18 protein-coding genes and 1 pseudogene are annotated in these 16,531 nt (G+C 38.9%); all 19 read left to right on the forward strand.

Annotated elements, in window-relative coordinates:
- Positions 1 to 245 precede the first annotated feature (245 nt).
- The 19 genes and pseudogenes from NYE25_RS29680 (at position 246) to NYE25_RS29770 (ending at position 16,511) form a co-directional block, all read left to right on the forward strand.
- Positions 246 to 1,592 (forward strand): HNH endonuclease signature motif containing protein, encoded by a 1,347-nt coding sequence (locus NYE25_RS29680; RefSeq protein ID WP_341147541.1) that lies wholly within the window; start codon positions 246 to 248, stop codon positions 1,590 to 1,592.
- 21 nt (positions 1,593 to 1,613) lie between these two features.
- Positions 1,614 to 2,090, forward strand: coding sequence for an SMI1/KNR4 family protein (locus tag NYE25_RS29685; RefSeq protein WP_341147542.1), 477 nt, complete (start codon positions 1,614 to 1,616; stop codon positions 2,088 to 2,090).
- 901 nt (positions 2,091 to 2,991) lie between these two features.
- The gene (locus tag NYE25_RS29690; protein WP_341147543.1) at positions 2,992 to 3,465 is read left to right on the forward strand and encodes a hypothetical protein; all 474 of its coding nucleotides are present in this window, start codon (positions 2,992 to 2,994) and stop codon (positions 3,463 to 3,465) included.
- A 14-nt stretch (positions 3,466 to 3,479) separates the two neighbouring features.
- Complete coding sequence (locus NYE25_RS29695; RefSeq protein WP_341147544.1) at positions 3,480 to 3,857, forward strand: hypothetical protein; 378 nt, start codon at positions 3,480 to 3,482, stop codon at positions 3,855 to 3,857.
- Positions 3,858 to 4,063: 206 nt separating this feature from the next.
- Positions 4,064 to 4,243 (forward strand): hypothetical protein, encoded by a 180-nt coding sequence (locus NYE25_RS29700; protein WP_341147545.1) that lies wholly within the window; start codon positions 4,064 to 4,066, stop codon positions 4,241 to 4,243.
- 402 nt (positions 4,244 to 4,645) lie between these two features.
- On the forward strand, positions 4,646 to 4,885 hold the full coding sequence (locus NYE25_RS29705; protein WP_341147805.1) for a WXG100 family type VII secretion target: 240 nt from the start codon (positions 4,646 to 4,648) through the stop codon (positions 4,883 to 4,885).
- Positions 4,886 to 4,972: 87 nt separating this feature from the next.
- Complete coding sequence (locus NYE25_RS29710) at positions 4,973 to 6,730, forward strand: hypothetical protein (RefSeq protein ID WP_341147546.1); 1,758 nt, start codon at positions 4,973 to 4,975, stop codon at positions 6,728 to 6,730.
- A gap of 37 nt (positions 6,731 to 6,767) precedes the next feature.
- Positions 6,768 to 7,133, forward strand: a complete 366-nt coding sequence (locus NYE25_RS29715) for a CdiA C-terminal domain-containing protein (protein WP_341147547.1) — start codon at positions 6,768 to 6,770, stop codon at positions 7,131 to 7,133.
- Positions 7,134 to 7,139: 6 nt separating this feature from the next.
- Positions 7,140 to 7,613 (forward strand): hypothetical protein, encoded by a 474-nt coding sequence (locus NYE25_RS29720; RefSeq protein ID WP_341147548.1) that lies wholly within the window; start codon positions 7,140 to 7,142, stop codon positions 7,611 to 7,613.
- Between the two features lie 554 nt (positions 7,614 to 8,167).
- Positions 8,168 to 8,761 carry a DNA/RNA non-specific endonuclease gene (locus NYE25_RS29725; RefSeq protein WP_341147549.1) on the forward strand — a complete coding sequence of 198 codons (594 nt, stop codon included), beginning with the start codon at positions 8,168 to 8,170 and terminating at the stop codon, positions 8,759 to 8,761.
- 27 nt (positions 8,762 to 8,788) lie between these two features.
- Positions 8,789 to 9,268, forward strand: a complete 480-nt coding sequence (locus NYE25_RS29730; protein ID WP_341147550.1) for an antitoxin YezG family protein — start codon at positions 8,789 to 8,791, stop codon at positions 9,266 to 9,268.
- A 533-nt stretch (positions 9,269 to 9,801) separates the two neighbouring features.
- Complete coding sequence (locus tag NYE25_RS29735) at positions 9,802 to 11,868, forward strand: hypothetical protein (protein ID WP_341147551.1); 2,067 nt, start codon at positions 9,802 to 9,804, stop codon at positions 11,866 to 11,868.
- 16 nt (positions 11,869 to 11,884) lie between these two features.
- Entirely contained in the window at positions 11,885 to 12,130 is a 246-nt protein-coding gene (locus tag NYE25_RS29740; RefSeq protein WP_076287045.1) for a hypothetical protein, read from the forward strand.
- Positions 12,131 to 12,805: 675 nt separating this feature from the next.
- On the forward strand, positions 12,806 to 13,285 hold the full coding sequence (locus NYE25_RS29745; RefSeq protein ID WP_341147552.1) for a hypothetical protein: 480 nt from the start codon (positions 12,806 to 12,808) through the stop codon (positions 13,283 to 13,285).
- A gap of 11 nt (positions 13,286 to 13,296) precedes the next feature.
- Complete coding sequence (locus tag NYE25_RS29750) at positions 13,297 to 13,896, forward strand: pentapeptide repeat-containing protein (protein ID WP_341125800.1); 600 nt, start codon at positions 13,297 to 13,299, stop codon at positions 13,894 to 13,896.
- Between the two features lie 609 nt (positions 13,897 to 14,505).
- Positions 14,506 to 14,652, forward strand: a complete 147-nt coding sequence (locus NYE25_RS29755; protein WP_256716444.1) for a hypothetical protein — start codon at positions 14,506 to 14,508, stop codon at positions 14,650 to 14,652.
- Positions 14,653 to 14,659: 7 nt separating this feature from the next.
- Positions 14,660 to 14,875, forward strand: coding sequence for a hypothetical protein (locus NYE25_RS29760; protein WP_341147553.1), 216 nt, complete (start codon positions 14,660 to 14,662; stop codon positions 14,873 to 14,875).
- A gap of 586 nt (positions 14,876 to 15,461) precedes the next feature.
- Positions 15,462 to 16,026: pseudogene (locus tag NYE25_RS29765) on the forward strand (HNH endonuclease).
- A 17-nt stretch (positions 16,027 to 16,043) separates the two neighbouring features.
- The gene (locus NYE25_RS29770; protein ID WP_076287039.1) at positions 16,044 to 16,511 is read left to right on the forward strand and encodes a DUF6985 domain-containing protein; all 468 of its coding nucleotides are present in this window, start codon (positions 16,044 to 16,046) and stop codon (positions 16,509 to 16,511) included.
- Positions 16,512 to 16,531 lie beyond the last annotated feature (20 nt).

Here is a 16,531-nt window from a genome sequence, read left to right on the forward strand (position 1 = left end):
AATCTGCGGTTTTTTCGAAATTACCAGCAACTGTAAAATACCATATAACGATAGTAATATTGAGAAATAAAAAAACGAACCTTTCAAGATGGATAGCACGACAACTATAGTAATGTTGTTATGCAAAGAGTGCACTTTGTCCGTAACATAACTGACACTTGCAACGATGATGACGGTGCAGGAAAGAAATCTGGTGACGACCAGTCAACATATACAGGTAAGATAATGTTGTAAGGCTAGCCACCTTGCCCTCTAAATTAGTTCAGAATGAATCGTATCTGCTGATGCTCCGAATGGCGATGGAACCAGGAGATCAGGGAGCCTGGGCTAAGCGCCAACTCGTAGGAGAACGACTGAATATTCCGCCGATGGAGCTTCCAGATGGGACACCGATTACTGCATATAACAATAATAATGAGATAACACTCAACTATTTTAATGCGCATGTATTAAAACCTAACGAGACCAATTCGTTATCGGCATATTATTCGTGGTTGGAATCAACCTACGGAATGACCGAATGGCGGAAAAAAGTGTTACAAGCGGATGCGGTTACGCGGGCATTTGTAGGATCTCTTATCGAGGAAACCGTTATGGGTGTAGTGGATACAGTGACGTTTACATTCCATTTTGTCATAGACCCGGAGAAGACGACACAGGAAATGGCAGATACAGCATCTTATCTCATGCAACATCCAGAAGTATTGGCAGAAGCAGCGAAGAAGATGTATCATAACTTTAATGAAGGAACGCCGGAGGAAAAGGCTTCCATGCTGGGTGCAACTGCTTCTGTATTGGTACCGGGGCTATCTGTGACTAAGGGTACAAAGGTAGGAAAAGTGGCCGATGGGGTACAAGATTTTGCCACTAAAGCGATGGAAGGCGTGAAAGACCTTAATAAAGTCCTTCAGAATTCCGGTCACTTGGCTGAACTCCCGAAATTCAAGCCATTTTTAAGCACGCCAGAAGGTGTGCCTTTCAGTGTAGGAAAGATCTCCATGGATTCAAATCCACTGCCCAAAACATTTGTGCAGGCGCATTATTTAAATGAGATGAATGGGTTTGGGGATGTGAAAGGTGGTAAGATTGAGGGGACGGGTAAAGCAAATCTAAAAAATATAGATGACTTTATAAATGGGAATAAGAAATTTAATGAAGTAATTGAAGATTATGCAAAAATATACAAAGAACAATTTGATTTAAACAAACCATGGTCTTGGGATGATACTATCCCTGGTGGGGATAGCTTGTCTGCTGCTCAAAAAAGAAAGATAAAAGAAGTGGCAGTAGCAAATGGACATATTCCTGAAATAAAGGTTACAAAAGTTGATGGAATGAGATATGGATTTGCTGATTTTTCCGGTGCAGGTGTAATTGAAGAAACTGTTCAGCTACCAGAAAAATTTTGGGAGTTATCGGATAAAGAACAGTTTAAGTGGTTAGATGAGCAGATAGGTGGCACGAGAAAAGGAATGACGTGGCATCATACGGAAATCCCTGGTAAAATGGAACTTGTTCCATTTGGTATTCACAATATTACACCTCACAATGGTGGGCGGACGGCAGGTATGTGGGCTGACGCTCCGAGATAATATTTTTTAGGAGGTAGAGACATGGAAGTTAAGGATGAAACTATAATATATCCATTGCCGGATGATGTTCTGCTGACTGAAAAAGAAAACAAGTGGAGAATTAAATTGCCGGATGAATATAAAGAATTTATAAAAAAATTTAATGGTGCTTCTCCTGTAAAAGATAGTTTTATGTGTAACAACCATAGTTATGCAATTGATAGATTTTTAAGTATCTTGAAGGTAACTGGGGAAAGGGATGATGAATTCTACGAAATAGGAGTAGTTAGAACTCAGTTAGATGAGAGAATTGTTTCAGACGAAAACTTAGTAGGTACTGAGTTATTACCAATAGCTGTTCTATTTGCAGGTGACTTTGTGTGTTTAGACTATAGAAATACTGATAAAATAGAGCCATCTGTTTGCGTTTGGAATCATGAAGAATCTTCAGATTTAGACCCTGTAACTTATTTTACAAGTAACAGCTTTGATGAGTTTCTAAATATGTTAACCGAATGAGTCTTGCAAAATTTTGTTTACGTCTTTTTGCTTCCATTCAAGGGTGGGGGCTACCCAGTGCCGAATGAATTCTTTATTCAACCAGTAACACAATTAACCTAAGTAATACCCGTACAAAGGTTTCGCCATTTCGTTTGGACGTGCAGTAATGTTTGAAAGGTATAACCTAATTAACGCTAAAGCCTTACATAGAACAGGTCGATTATGGTCAGATTCCACCATGATTGACCTGTTTTTTGTTATGTTCGCTCTCTTGTGGTTTTTTCAAATTTACTCGCAACTGTAGATTACCCTGTGGCGATAGTGAGGGAGAGAAAGACAGAATCGCACCTTTCAAGATGGATAGCACGACAACTATAGTAAAGGTGTTATGCAAAGAATGGCACTTTGTTAGTAACATAACTGACACTTGCAACGATGATTACGGTGCAGGAAAGAAATCTGATGGCGACCAGTCAACATATACAGGTAAGGATAGATTTTAATGCTGAAGCTCTAATATGGTTGGATTGTCGTTGCAGATCTAGTACAGGAATTCAGTTGTCTAAATACATATAGTTTAAGGGAGATTAATCCGATAATAAAAGGATGTATCTAATATATCTAGCAATTGATTGATTTACATGAGGCATAACTTTAATAAACTATTTTAGGAACCATTAACCGTAGCCGAAGCGTTTGACGCATAACGGCAGTCGGAATCAATACGGTCATTGCAGGTGCGCGGGGATTTAACAAAGGGAATTTAAAGGACATTTCTGGTTTTACCAATGAAATTAATTCACTTTTGTCTAAATATAATATTTCTCTTGGAGAGTTTAATGACCTCCGTCTTAAAGATGTTAGTTTGTTATCCAATAGTGAAAAAATTATGATGAAGTCCATACGAGAGAGTATACCCATGACTGATAACACGACTATAATGCAAAAGGTTATACCTTATGAAGACATTTCAAAATATCTTGAAGGAACATATAGCCAAGTAGGAGGTTATATTACCAAGGCATCAGATGTAACTCAGTTAGAAGATTATATGAACATTTATAAGAGCCTACGATTAGATTACACTGACACAAAATTTAAAGCTGCAACGGATGAAGTCTTAGGGGTCATAAGATTTAAAACACCAAAGTCTTCAAATATAAAAATTCCATATAGCAATGAAATGGGAGGGATTGTTTCCGAGCCACAACCGTTTACTGGAAATGGCTTTACTAAAGCGACAAATGGACAGTCGATTCCAGAGTATAAGTGTGATGGATATTTATCCCTTTTTGATGGGGCGGAATTATACACAGTAAGTAAAAAGGGTTCAGAAGTCTTATTAGCCACTTACGATGTGATCTTGGGGCAGTTTATAAAAGTTAATCCTTAGGAGGCAGAGATTTTATGAAGGAAAATATATACGCTATATACAATGGAACCGAGTATGAAGCAGGAGTCGTTAATGACCAAGAAGTAGTTTTGCGTTCGGATGACCCGGCAGTTCTAAATCGAGGATTTGTTTTGTACAAAGGAATAAAGTACATCAAAAAAGTTAAGAGAACTGAGTTGACAGATATATATAAGAAATATTATCAAGCGACATATCAGAATTACCAGTTTGTCGTCATTGAGGATTCAGGTGATAAATTGTTAATTATTGCAACCAACATGTATTATAAAATTTGCGAACAACTGAGCATGAAAATGGTAGATAGAGGTGTGTACCAAAAGTGGATTCAAAAAACTGAAGTGGAATTAAGCATCTCCCGGAAACCGTTATAGATGTCCTTGAGGCATTATAAGCATGTTTCGGTTAAGGGAGGGAATACATGGCATCGACGAAGTTGATATTCAATGCAGATGAAGTTCAGCGCCTGCGAACGAAAATAGGACAGGTGAGCCAGGACACCAACCAGCTGTACTTACAGCTGAGAGGTTAGGCCAACAGTTGGAGTGGTATCCCTTTGGGCCAGAACCTCTGCAGGCAGGTGTTGATCAACGAACTGACGGTAGAAGCAGAAAAACTGGATGATTTCCTTTGGTCTACGGTCCAAGGTGTTCAAGATGTTCAGGACGAGAACAAGCGGCAGGCGAGCCAATGGGGTCAGCAGTTCAGCCTCTTTGAGGGCAGGTTTGGAAGCTTTGGGGGGAACGCGAGCCAAGGATGATTTACGATTCCAGCCGTTGCACAGAAGGCGGTTACCCATCTAATTTCTTCGATTACCATTTTTGAGGGTCGGGATGTACTGAATAGTGTCCTATGGTGAAGAAGCTCCGGGATATGATCCAAAAGTCTGGCATAGGATCGGTAGACTCCATAACGGCGCAAAGTAAGCTAAAAGATATCTACGAAGCGCGGGATCTGATCGCGAAGGCGTAGACGGACTACAAGGTCTATGAGGCGTTTGGAAACAAGGCTCAAATGGAGGCCGTACAAAAGATCATTTAGGGTGAAAAAAGTACTTTTTGAGTTCGTTTTTATATAAAAACAATCACTTAAAGGAGAGGTTAATAATGGCAACGAATAAAGTTACATTGAGTTATGATGGATTAGCTGGACAGGTAAAATAATTAAAAATTACGGTACAGAAGTAGACGGTTTAATCAAAAAAGTTATGACTACAATGAAGAATCTCAACAGTGTTTGGGAGGATGAGGCAGCAAAGGACTTTACGGATAAGGTTGAAAAATTGAAACCGACATTTGATAAATTCGCAGAGTCACTTCAGGATCTTGGAGATCATATGAATACTGTATCTACAAAGTATAAAGAGCTTTCAAATGCGGTTAAGAATTCGCAAAAATTCTAGTATAGTTTGCTTCATTACATAAGAATGCAATTAACTATGCAGAGTGCTGCATAGCTAATTTTATTAGAAGCAAGCAGGGGGAAGCACATGGCGTTAACAAAGCTTACATTTAACGTAGATGAAGTCGAGCGCCTGCAGACGAAAATAAGACAGGTAAGCCAGGACACCAACCGACTGTATCTCCAGTTGAAAGGTCAAGCTAGTAACTGGAGTGGTATCCCATTAGGATCAAACCAGGTGCAGGCGCAGATAATCATCAACGAACTGACGGTAGAAGCGGAAAAACTGGAAGACATCATTCGAGGCGCAATAAAAGGTGTTCAAGGCGCACAGGATGAGAACAAGAGGCAGGCCAATCAACTTTTTCAACAGCTCGGTGTTCTTGGCGGTATGTTCGAAAGGTTTGGGGGTGGAAGTGCAATTGGGCAGTCTTCTATCCCGACGACGGCTCAGAAAGCGGTCACGAATCTGATCACCTCACTTGCTACTCTGATGGGTTGGGATGAGTTGAATAGTGATCCTATGGTGCAGAAGCTCCAGGCAACTGTTAAAAATTCAGGATTGGGAACGATCGACTACATAGCCGCGCAAAGTAAACTGAAGGATATCTACCTAGCGCGGGATCAGATCGCGAAGGCGCAGACAGCCTATAAGGTATATCAAACATTCGGGAACCAAGCGCAAATGGATGCAATGCATAAGCTGGCGGAAGACGCACGCAAGAAGCTGGAATCCTTGGGTATAGACGAAGTTCAGTACCAAGTGGGGAAAGATCTAAGCGGCTATTTCAAGCAGGCGGCGGTCAAGTCGTGTGATTATGATCCGTCGATTACCACCAAAAGTGTACCACTTATGGAGAATGAAAAATATGCATTTCTGCTACGATTGTCGATGGAGACAGGGACGAAGGGAGAATGGGCGAAACAACAATTAGCAATGCTGAAGCCACAAGCTACAATAGGACCCTATAACCCGCATGATTCTGTATCGGAAGCAGATATTTTAAATCGGAAAGATCCTGAGGTCATCAAGCGATTGCAGGGTACATACTGGTTCGAATTGTCGATAGAGGAGCAGGATCGGAGATATGCAGAGATAAAGGCTTATTATGAGAAGAGTGAGAAGGAAGCGGCGGATAAAAACCGCCGACTAAGCAGTGGCGTTGGAAACCAGACGATTGCCAATATTTTAGAGGGTGGAAGTAGTATCCTGACCCATGCCATCGATACGGCGTCGTTTGGAATGGCAGGAACGATCACCGATTGGATTGTAGGACCGAAACCGAAGGGTTATGTAGATCCTATGGACGATCCGTACGGGAAAAAGGCTGGGCAATTTGCAGGGCAACTAATCAGCATAGGACTACCGTTTAAGTATTTAAAAGCAGTAAAGACCCCAGGCATGCTAGGGAAATTCTCACCAACTTTATTGAAATCCATGGTATCGGGAGCAATCAGTGGTACGATAGGAGAAGCATTTGATACCATTAATGATTATAGGGATGATGGAAAGCAAAGCTTGGGTGAACGGATAGGTGCGATTGGTATCAATACCGTAATTGCAGGTGCGGGAGATGTAGCGATCAGGGCGGGAAGCAAAGTACTTGCAATTACGATGAGATTTGTGAGTTGGAAGCTGTCGAAGATAAAGGTACCCAATTTTGAAGAGATCAAAAAGAATGTATTGGAGAACATTTGGAAAAGTAAAGCCGCCCGAGAAACCTCAAATTACGGCGAGTATTTAAAGAAAGAGAAGGAATTACTTAAAGAGATAGAGAAGAAAAGGGTTCTTGAGGGGACGGGTAAAGGGGGAGCTAACCTGACCGAACCTTCTTTATCTAATTGAGGTAAACCAAAAGGGAATTATACTAAAGGTGATTCACATGGTGTTAAGAAAGAGATTGAAACAGCAGATATCTTTGCAGATCAGGGATATGACATTGAATGGTGGAAATGGACGTGGTATAAAGGAATCATCAAATCCAGATTTTCTAATTGAAGGTGAAGTATTTGACTGTTATGCACCTACAATAGATACAAATGTGGACAATATTTTAAGAAATATTAGAACAAAGACAAAATCACAGGCAGAGAGAATTGTACTTAATTTAGATGGTTTCACTTCAGAAAAAATAACTGAGATCACTGAAGGGGTTCTAAGGAAAGCTAATCCAAACGGAGATTTAAAGAACTTGCAAGAATTATTAATTGTGGTTGATGGTAAAATCACACGGATATCTGGGGGATAGATATGCATGGATTTTGAATTGTTTTTAGAATCTAATTTGAGTTGTAAATCATTGGCAGAAGTTATTGAGGAAATAATAATTAACATTTTGAACGAAAAGGTATCGATTCACAATGATGAAGAAGAAATAGTTATCGGAACTGAATACTTTTCATTGGCTCTTGAACTTGAGGATATTTCCGACATAAATTTTGTTAGAAATCATTATGACTTAGATGTTAATATTTGCATTAGGGGTCAGTTATTTGGTAACACCTTTTATCAAGGACTAGAAGCTTTGATTAAAGTTATAGGGAAGTTTATAAAACAATGTGGTGGCAATCTGTTGTTTTTAGAAAATGGTTCAGATCAGCTACTTAGAAAAGAGAATGTTCAGTTAATTGTCAATAGTGATTTGGATCAATACCAGATAAAGTACTTAACCTCAAGTCTACTTAGTCTACTTGATCATTCTTATATCGAAGAAAAATTGAAAAAATAGGGTATTTCATCCGACTTTAACGGACTACCCAGTGCCGAATGAACTCATCATTCAACCAATAACACATCTACCCTATGTAATACCTGTATGAAAGCTTCAGCATTTCGTTTGTACGCACATCAACGCTTTAATTTTATAACCTAAATAATGCTTTTCAGGTACATCAAACAGGTTGCTTATGGTCAGATACTACCATGATTGACCTGTTTTTTGTTATTTTCGCTCTCTTGCGGTTTTTTCACATTTACTGGTAAATGTAGATTACTCTGTAGCGGTAGTGAGGGAGAGAAAGACAGAATCACAGAATCACACCTTTCAAGATGGATAGCACGACAACTATAGTAATGTTGTTATGCAAAGAGTAGCACTTTGTCCGTAACATAACGGACACTTGCAACGATGATGACGGTGCAGGAAAGAAATCTGGTGGCAACGAGTCAACATATACAGGTAAGGTAACTAATTACAATTCCGGTCACTTGGCTGAACTCCCGAAATTCAAACCATTTTTAAGCACGCCAGAAGGTGTGCCTTTCAGTGTAGGAAAGATCCCCATGGATTCGAATCCACTGCCTAAAACATTTGTGCAGGAGCATTATATAAATGAGATGAATGGGTTTGGGGATGTGAAAGGTGGTAAGATTGAGGGGACGGGTGAAGGTGGTAAGGTTGAAATTCCTTATGGAACACAAATTGATAAAGTCGGTAACAAAAAAACACTAAAACCGAATGCAAAGTACACAACACCAGAAGGATATACTTATGAGACAAATGAATTTGGTCGTATTGATAGTGTCGAGGCTGACTTACAACTAGGCAAAGGTACAAGAAATAAATACGCTCAAAGTAATGTGGGAGAAACAGATAGAATCCGAGGTGATTATCCAGAGAGAGATGATGGTGGTCATTTAATAGGTCGTCAATTTAAAGGTTCTGGGGACATTGATAACTTAGTTCCAATGAATTCCCAAATTAATGAAGCCGGTGGGAAATGGCATCAGATGGAACAAGAATGGGCATCAGCGTTAGAAAGAAAAGAAAACGTAAAAGTAAAGATAACCCCCCAATACACTAGTAATGCTGCTAGACCTGATAGTTTTACAGTGGAGTACTCGATAGATGGTGGTAGGACAAAAAAATTACAATAGAGAATCAAATTGGAGGTTAGTGGAATTATGGAGCAACAGATGGAGCAACTTTATCCCCTGATAGCAGAGCATGTTATAGGTATGATACCTGATGACAGATGGAACGAGATTTACTTGTATGCCGAAATACTGGATGGCTCTAAAGAGGTATTCTTTTATTTCAATACTTCTGAGAATGAGGATTTTATATACTCTCATGATATTCCAGAAAAATATAGCGTGAGTGAAAAAACTTACGATAACTTATTATTAGAATTACAAACAAAATTTAAAGGGTTAAGACAAATATTTATTGATAACGACCAAGAGGCATGGACAAATTTAACCTTTACCTTGAAGTATCCTGGTAAGTTAAAGATTCATTACGATTATGAAGATATAATAGCTTCAAAAGTAACCCCAACTCAAAGACAAATGATTTTTGAGTACCGTTATTTAGGTTTGCTTCCTGAAAAAGAGAAGAATAGACAGTTTGTAGAAAACTATGTTAATAGTCAAGATAAATAGCTGTAGAACCAATCTCACTTTGACAGACTCAAAATATGGGCGGAAATTATAAATATGTCATGTCTAAACATCTTTCTATTAAAGTCCTGACTTCCATCTGGAATCATGATGAGAAGATTTGTAGATTTGGTGGGGGCTACCCAGTGCCGAATAAACCTATCATTCAACCAGTAACACACTTAACCTATGTAATACCCATATAAAGATTTCATTATTTCGTTTGTACGCTCATCAACTCTTGAATTTTATAACTTAAATAATGCAATAGCGTTACGTCTAGCAGGTTGATTATGGTCAGATACCACCATAATCAACCTGTTTTTGTGCTGTCTACTTATTCTTATAGAAGTGATTAGAATCAAAAAAATAAAAGAAAGGATTTAGAGTGAAATAATGGGAGGTCAAGCCGATATATAGGTTAGGTGTGCGCTCCAAATACTTAAGTTTTTAAAGATCAAGTAGTACATAAAGACCTGAGGGGTCGAAGAAAGTAGTGCATTGGATGGTCTAAGTGTAAGAACTGGAGGTCATAAATGGCATTGGACAAAATGGTATTTAAAGAAGATGAAGTCGAACGCCTACAGACGAAAATCAGACTGGTAAGCCAAGATACCAACCGGCTGTACTTGCAGCTGAGAGGTCAGACCAATAACTGGGGTGGTATTCCGCTGGGTTCAGATTTGATACGAGCTCAGACACTTATCAATGAACTGACAGTAGAAGCTGAAAAGCTTGAAGATATTATTCGTCTTGCAGTAAAAGGTGTTCAAGGTACACAGGATGAGAACAAGAGGCAAGCTAATCAACTTTTTCAGCAGTTTGGTACTCTTGGAGGGATGTTCGGAAAACTTGGGGGAGGCAATGCAAGTGGGCAGTTTCCGATCCCAACGTATGCCCAGAAGATGGTCACGAATCTGATCACCTCGATTGCTGCTTTAATGGGACGGGATGAGTTGAATAGCGATCCTTTGGTGCAGAAACTCCAAACAACGGTTAAGAATTCCAGAATGGGAACGATCGACTCTATTGCAGCCCATAGCAAGCTGAAGGATATCTACCAGGCACGGGATCAAATTGCAAAAGCGCAGACCGCATATAAAGTCTATCAAGCGTTTGGAAACAAGGCTCAAATGGACGCAATGCATAAGCTGGCGGAAGACGCACGCCAAAATCTGAAATATCTAGGCATAGACGACGTCCATTACCAAGCAGGTAAGGATCTAAGTGGGTATTTCAAGAAACCAGCGGTTAAGGCGTGTGATTATGATCCGTCGATTACTACCAGCAGCGTACCATTAGTTCAGAATGAATCGTATATGCTAATGCTCCGAATGGCGATGGAACCAGGAGATCAGGGAGCCTGGGCTAAGCGCCAACTCGTAGGAGAACGACTGAATATTCCGCCGACGGAGCTTCCAGATGGGACACCGATTACCGCATATAACAATAAGAATGAGATAACACTCAACTATTTTAATGCGCATGTATTAAAACCTAACGAAACCAATTTGTTATCGGCATATTATTTGTGGTTGGAATCAACCTACGGAATGACCGAATGGCGGAAAAAAGTGGTACAAGCGGATGCGGTTACGCGGGCATTTGTAGGATCTCTTATCGAGGAAACCGTTATGGGTGTTGTGGATACAGTGACGTTTACATTCCATTTTGTCATAGATCCGGAGAAGACGACACAGGAAATGGCAGATACAGCATCTTATATCATGCAACATCCAGAAGTATTGGCAGAAGCAGCGAAGAAGATGTATCATAACTTTAATGAGGGAACGCCGGAGGAAAAGGCCTCCATGCTGGGTGCAGCGGCTTCTGTATTGGTACCGGGGCTATCTGTGACTAAGGGTACAAAGGTAGGAAAAGTGGCCGATGGGGTACAAGATTTTGCCACTAAAGCGATGGAAGGCGTGAAAGACCTTAATAAAGTCCTTCAGAATTCCGGACACTTGGCTGAACTCCCGAAATTCAAGCCATTTTTAAGCACGCCAGAAGGTGTGCCTTTCAGTGTAGGAAAGATCCCCCTGGATTCGAATCCACTGCCTAAAACATTTGTGCAGGAGCATTATATAAATGAGATGAATGGGTTTAGGGATGTGAAAGGTGGTAAGATTGAGGGGACGGGACATCCTAATGGAACTCCAAACCCTACACATAATGCTAATGGAGATAGAATTGATAATGTTGATGTTCCAAAAGTAAAAGAACCTTCTTCTGTCTCTGAGTTTATGAGGCAGGAGGATTTGGCGTTTGATATGTATGGGGCATTTAAAAAACTAAAAAATGATACGAGCGACATTACTAGGAATACAGGTTGGAAGGAATCTGATATTCAACAAATTAAGGATCATTTGTTATTTGAAAAGCACAAATTTGATAGTGGAGAAATTAAATCATTTGATCCGAACTATCAACAGGCTTTGGCCTGGGAACGATTAATGAAAGGTAATTATAACAAAAACGATATTTTATTTCTCAATCATGAATTATTTGAATCCAAATATATGAAAAAATATGGGGTAACTTATGAAAAAGCACATGCAGAAGCGCAAAAGAAGTATAATTGGTCAGATAGCGTATATGAATGATTAGGGAGGTGGAATTTTGGCTACTTATGTTCTGTTAGTTAAGGAAGAAGAGACTAAAGATTTTGTAGTGTATAAATTTGGTCCTGATGAAGATTCATTAGGGAAGATAAAGCTAAGTAAATCAGATGGGGAATGTGAGGAAATCGAAAATGTTCCGGGTTCAACTACAAATTTCTATTATTTACGTGCAGCTTCAAAATTAATTAGAATCTTAAAAGAGAGTAACGGTGTTTTTCCAGATAGAACGTCCTATGCTTCTTAAGAATCTGTAGATAACTTGCATAAGCTCCTTTACAACCCTAACAACAAGATCGTACAATACAACCAACAAACCAAACACTAAACAATTCAAACACTTGATAAACTTTCAAAAGCTCTTTCCAACTTGAATCAAGACTAGGAATGAGCTTTTTTTGCATGTCCAAAATCAAAGGATGAAGAAACGAATGGAAAAACATGAACAGTTTGATAGGTATAACTTAATTTAACTAAAGCATTACATAAACAGGTCGATTATGGTCAGATACCACCATGATTGACCTGTTTTTTGTTATTTTCGCTCTCTTGCGGTTTTTTCACATTTACTCGTAAATGTAGATTACTCTGTAGCGGTAGTGAGGGAGAGAAAGACAGAATCACACCTTTCAAGATGGATAGCACGACAACTATAGTAATGTTGTTATGCAAAGAGTAGCACTTTGTCCGTAACATAACGGACACTTGCAACGATGATGACGGTGCAGGAAAGAAATCTGGTGGCAACGAGTCAACATATACAGGTAAGGTAACTAATTACAATTCCGAGGACTTGACTGAATTCCCGAAATTCAAGCCGTTTTTAAGCACGCCAGAAGGTGTGCCTTTCAGTGTAGGGAAGATCCCCATGGATTCGAACCCACTGCCCAAAACATTTGTGCAGGAGCATTATTTAAATGAGATGAATGGGTTTGGGGATGCCAAAGGTGGTAAGATTGAGGGGACGGGTAAAGGTCAGTTAGGGTACACAGGAGGAAGAACTCAAAAGGAACTGGACGATTTAGCAGGCGACCCTTCACATGGTGGTGAGATTAGGGATCAAGGTTTGAAAGAAAGAGAGATAGGAATAGATTTGGAACAACAAGGTAAACTAGGGAAAATAGTACGTGACCCACAAGGAAATGGTGGAACGGAATTTATTGATACAACAAATAACGTTAAATGGGACGTTAAAAGTTTCGTATCTTATCCAAATGGTCATACTTCACCCAAAAAAGGCGCATTCACAGTAAATAACGGGATGAAGGCAATTAATAAAGAACTAGATAAAAGTTACAATGTAATTCTGGATAAAAGAGACATGATTCCTGAACATGTTGAACAGTTAAAAGAGGCAATAGAGAAAGCTGGAATATCAGATAGGATTATTTGGTATCCATAGGAGGGTTAGGTATGACAACTGATATAAAAGAAATTATGATTCGATTAGAATCACACCGTCTTTGGATCGAAACTATTGGAGAACAAGGCGAGAAACTAGGTATAGATGAAATTGATTTGCGAAATGTAGATATGTCACAATATCCATTAGACCAAGCATATATTACAGCTTGTATCTTTGATGGAATGAACTTAAATCACAAAGATTTCTCTTCATCTTTACTAAGTTCATCAACTTTTATATCTACAAATTTAGAAGGGGCAGACTTTTGTAAATCTAATGTCTCGTATGTGAACTTCACAAATGCCAATGTAAAAGCTGCTAGACTTGCTGATAGTGAATGTATTGAGACGGTGTTTGTTCAAGCTGATTTATCAGATGCTAATTTAGTAGCTGGTCTTTTTGATGAGACGGATTTTCGCAATGCAATATTATTTAATGCTGATGTGCGGTTAGCTACGTTTGAAAGAGTATTGCTAAAAGGAGCTAAATTAACTGGGGTTTGTGGGCTAGAAGAGGCTTTTATAAAAAGCATCAATATTGGGACGCCAGAACAACCCAATATTCTAGCAGGTGAAGAAGCTAGAAAATGGTTAGAAGATAATAAGTAGACCCTTTACATCAGTAAGAAAGTAGGTCGTATAATACAACCAACAAACCAAACACTTGATAAACTTTCAAAGCTCTTTCCAACTTGTTTTATGAGTAGGAATGAGCTTTTTTTGCATGCCCAAATTTAAAGGAGGAAAAGGGAAATGGCGAAACAGGTACAAAAAGTAGATGAAACATTGGGATTGATTGCCCAGGCACAAGCAGAGTATCAGGCAATCGTAGAGGAAATGAGAGGTTACTGAATTGAGAATGTTGTAAAAGCCAGTAAAGAGGATACGGTTAGCCGAGTTGTGCATCATCCACCACAGCAGAACAAGCGCGAAGGTTAAGAGACGGGGAGCAACCTAAAGGGAATTATGGAGAAGGAGATTCCCATGGAATAAAGAAACAAAATGAAACATCCGATGTATTGGCTGATAATGGCTATGACATTAACGTGTTAGATGAAATTGATGGTGGAAATGGTCATGGCATTGCAGACGGGTCGAATCCAGATTTTCTAATCGAAGGAAATGTATTTGATTGTTATGGAGCAAGACTAGATGGAAAGGTACAAAGTATAAAAAGTAATAGCAGGAAAGACGAAGAAACATTCTGTAAGAATTGTTTTGAACATAGACAACTTTCCTAATGAAAAAGTTACCGAAATTATCGAAGCAATTTTAAGAAAAGCAACTCCGAATGGAGATTTAAAAAGACTAGAAGAATTAATTGTAGTGAAGGATGGAAAGATTACAAGAGTATTTGGAGGTTAGAAGTGAGATGGACTTTACGTTATTCTTAGTCTCAAATCTGGATAAGGAAGCACTTATAAGAACAATTTATGACATAGTATGCAATACAGTTGAAGATAAAGTAACTAACTACGGAGATTTTTCTTGTCTTAGCTGTAAATACTTCACACTTGATATTGAAACAGAAGATATTATTAGTATTGATTTTTTAAGAGAAGAATATATGATGGAAATTAATGTATAAATTGGAATTAAATTATTTGGGGAATTATTCGAGGAAGGATTAGAAGTGTTGTTTAAAATTTTCGGTAATATTTTATTGGATTTTAATCCTGACATGGTGTTTGTGGAAAATGGTACAGATCAAATATTCAGAAAAGAAAATGCTACTGTAATCATAAATACTAAGTTAGCTCAATACCAGAAAAAGTATCTATCAAACAAAATAATCACTTTACTACGATTTCCTTATATTTTTCAAGAGTTACCAAACTAAAAGCATGCTACTTAAATATAGAATAAGCCGCCCCGATAGAGATCTTGGAAAGTTAAGGAAAGAGATTGCACCTTCTAGGATGCATAGCCCGACCATTAATATTGTCATGACTTATCTGCAAATTGTCCGCAACAAGACCAAGAAGCAAGCCCTCATATGCGTTGTGAGAAGGCGTGTAAACATCATCTACAGCATGATGAAGCACAAGACAGAATATCGGGCGGCGAGTCCTCTAACAGAACTTCTACCAAGCTGATTTAATGGTGGTAATTAGTGAAATGTTATCAACATTCCTTTAGTGGATTTTAAGATTACTACTTAGGGGACGGGTAAGATTGATGACATTCCACCTGCCTTCAAGCAAAATGAATTTTCCAGTGCATATGAATCTAGATATAATTAAACACCTGCACTTGAGAATCCAAAGGTTGGTTTTGAAGGACAAAGAGGAGAATGTATCTTAAAACCACCTCCTGATCCAGAGTTGAAGAAAATATTAGACGGAGCTGGCATTGACGGTATAAATTATAAGAATGCTGTACCTGATTTTTCGCCTGTAGCAAAAGCAGAATTGGAAATCGATCATATGTTAGGTGGAACTGGAAATAGAGGCGCAGATGCTAGAAGGGCTAATTTTAAGCAAGCAGATAATAAAATTGGCTGAACAACTTAATAACTCGCCTGAGCTGGCTAATCAATTTGGGCTGAGCTCAGGAAAAATTAAAGCAGGAGACATCGCAGATATTCGTGAAGAACTGAAGTTGACATGGCACGAATTGAACGATGGGAAAACGATGCAACTTGTGCCATCAGAAATTAATAGCAAATTTGGACATCTAGGTGGTGTAGGAGAGATAGACGCAGGTGCATTTGCACCGGGAGAATTTGCAAACAATTAGAAAGGAGCTTTTTCAAAATGAAAATTAATGATGCAGTTTTCGGTGAACTTGAATATAATTATGGGTGGGTTAGGTACACTACCATTGAGTTTTGTGAAACAGAAGCCAATATTGCTTTGATGGTAGACGGAGACGACGATGGTGAATTTAGTGAAAAACAGTATGCTTCATATCATTCTTTAATAGAAGACTGGGGGCATCTTCAACAAAGTATTTTACAACCAATTTTAGATTATTACCAACAAAAACGGTTTGAGCTTGGATATGATGTTTCATACAATGAGAATTACCCCATAATTGATACCGTCGACGAACTTCTAAAAAATATCAGGCTAGTAGGTATATATGTACCTTCTGCGAGACGCTTTGAAGGCAGATATATCGGACTAACGTTTGAATGTATATGGGACGCGGAAAATGGGGTTGGTATGCGTCTAATAGATGAAGAAGTCGCTAAGGTAGGATACCAAGATGTTGCCATTTAAAGTTTTATAAGGTTTGCTAT

The organism is Paenibacillus sp. FSL E2-8871 (assembly GCF_038000345.1).
Classification (GTDB): Bacteria; Bacillota; Bacilli; order Paenibacillales; family Paenibacillaceae; genus Paenibacillus_AQ.

What these genes read in the sequence shown, in the direction of transcription:
- NYE25_RS29690 (WP_341147543.1), top strand. Translation starts at nt 2,992, where the DNA reads ATGACTGATAACACGACTATAATGCAAAAGGTTATACCTTATGAAGAC.
- NYE25_RS29715 (WP_341147547.1), top strand. Translation starts at nt 6,768, where the DNA reads ATGGTGTTAAGAAAGAGATTGAAACAGCAGATATCTTTGCAGATCAGG.
- NYE25_RS29695 (WP_341147544.1), top strand. Translation starts at nt 3,480, where the DNA reads ATGAAGGAAAATATATACGCTATATACAATGGAACCGAGTATGAAGCA.
- NYE25_RS29710 (WP_341147546.1), top strand. Translation starts at nt 4,973, where the DNA reads ATGGCGTTAACAAAGCTTACATTTAACGTAGATGAAGTCGAGCGCCTG.
- NYE25_RS29760 (WP_341147553.1), top strand. Translation starts at nt 14,660, where the DNA reads ATGGACTTTACGTTATTCTTAGTCTCAAATCTGGATAAGGAAGCACTT.
- NYE25_RS29720 (WP_341147548.1), top strand. Translation starts at nt 7,140, where the DNA reads ATGGATTTTGAATTGTTTTTAGAATCTAATTTGAGTTGTAAATCATTG.
- NYE25_RS29730 (WP_341147550.1), top strand. Translation starts at nt 8,789, where the DNA reads ATGGAGCAACAGATGGAGCAACTTTATCCCCTGATAGCAGAGCATGTT.
- NYE25_RS29745 (WP_341147552.1), top strand. Translation starts at nt 12,806, where the DNA reads ATGAATGGGTTTGGGGATGCCAAAGGTGGTAAGATTGAGGGGACGGGT.
- NYE25_RS29735 (WP_341147551.1), top strand. Translation starts at nt 9,802, where the DNA reads ATGGCATTGGACAAAATGGTATTTAAAGAAGATGAAGTCGAACGCCTA.
- NYE25_RS29770 (WP_076287039.1), top strand. Translation starts at nt 16,044, where the DNA reads ATGAAAATTAATGATGCAGTTTTCGGTGAACTTGAATATAATTATGGG.
- NYE25_RS29725 (WP_341147549.1), top strand. Translation starts at nt 8,168, where the DNA reads ATGGATTCGAATCCACTGCCTAAAACATTTGTGCAGGAGCATTATATA.
- NYE25_RS29685 (WP_341147542.1), top strand. Translation starts at nt 1,614, where the DNA reads ATGGAAGTTAAGGATGAAACTATAATATATCCATTGCCGGATGATGTT.
- NYE25_RS29750 (WP_341125800.1), top strand. Translation starts at nt 13,297, where the DNA reads ATGACAACTGATATAAAAGAAATTATGATTCGATTAGAATCACACCGT.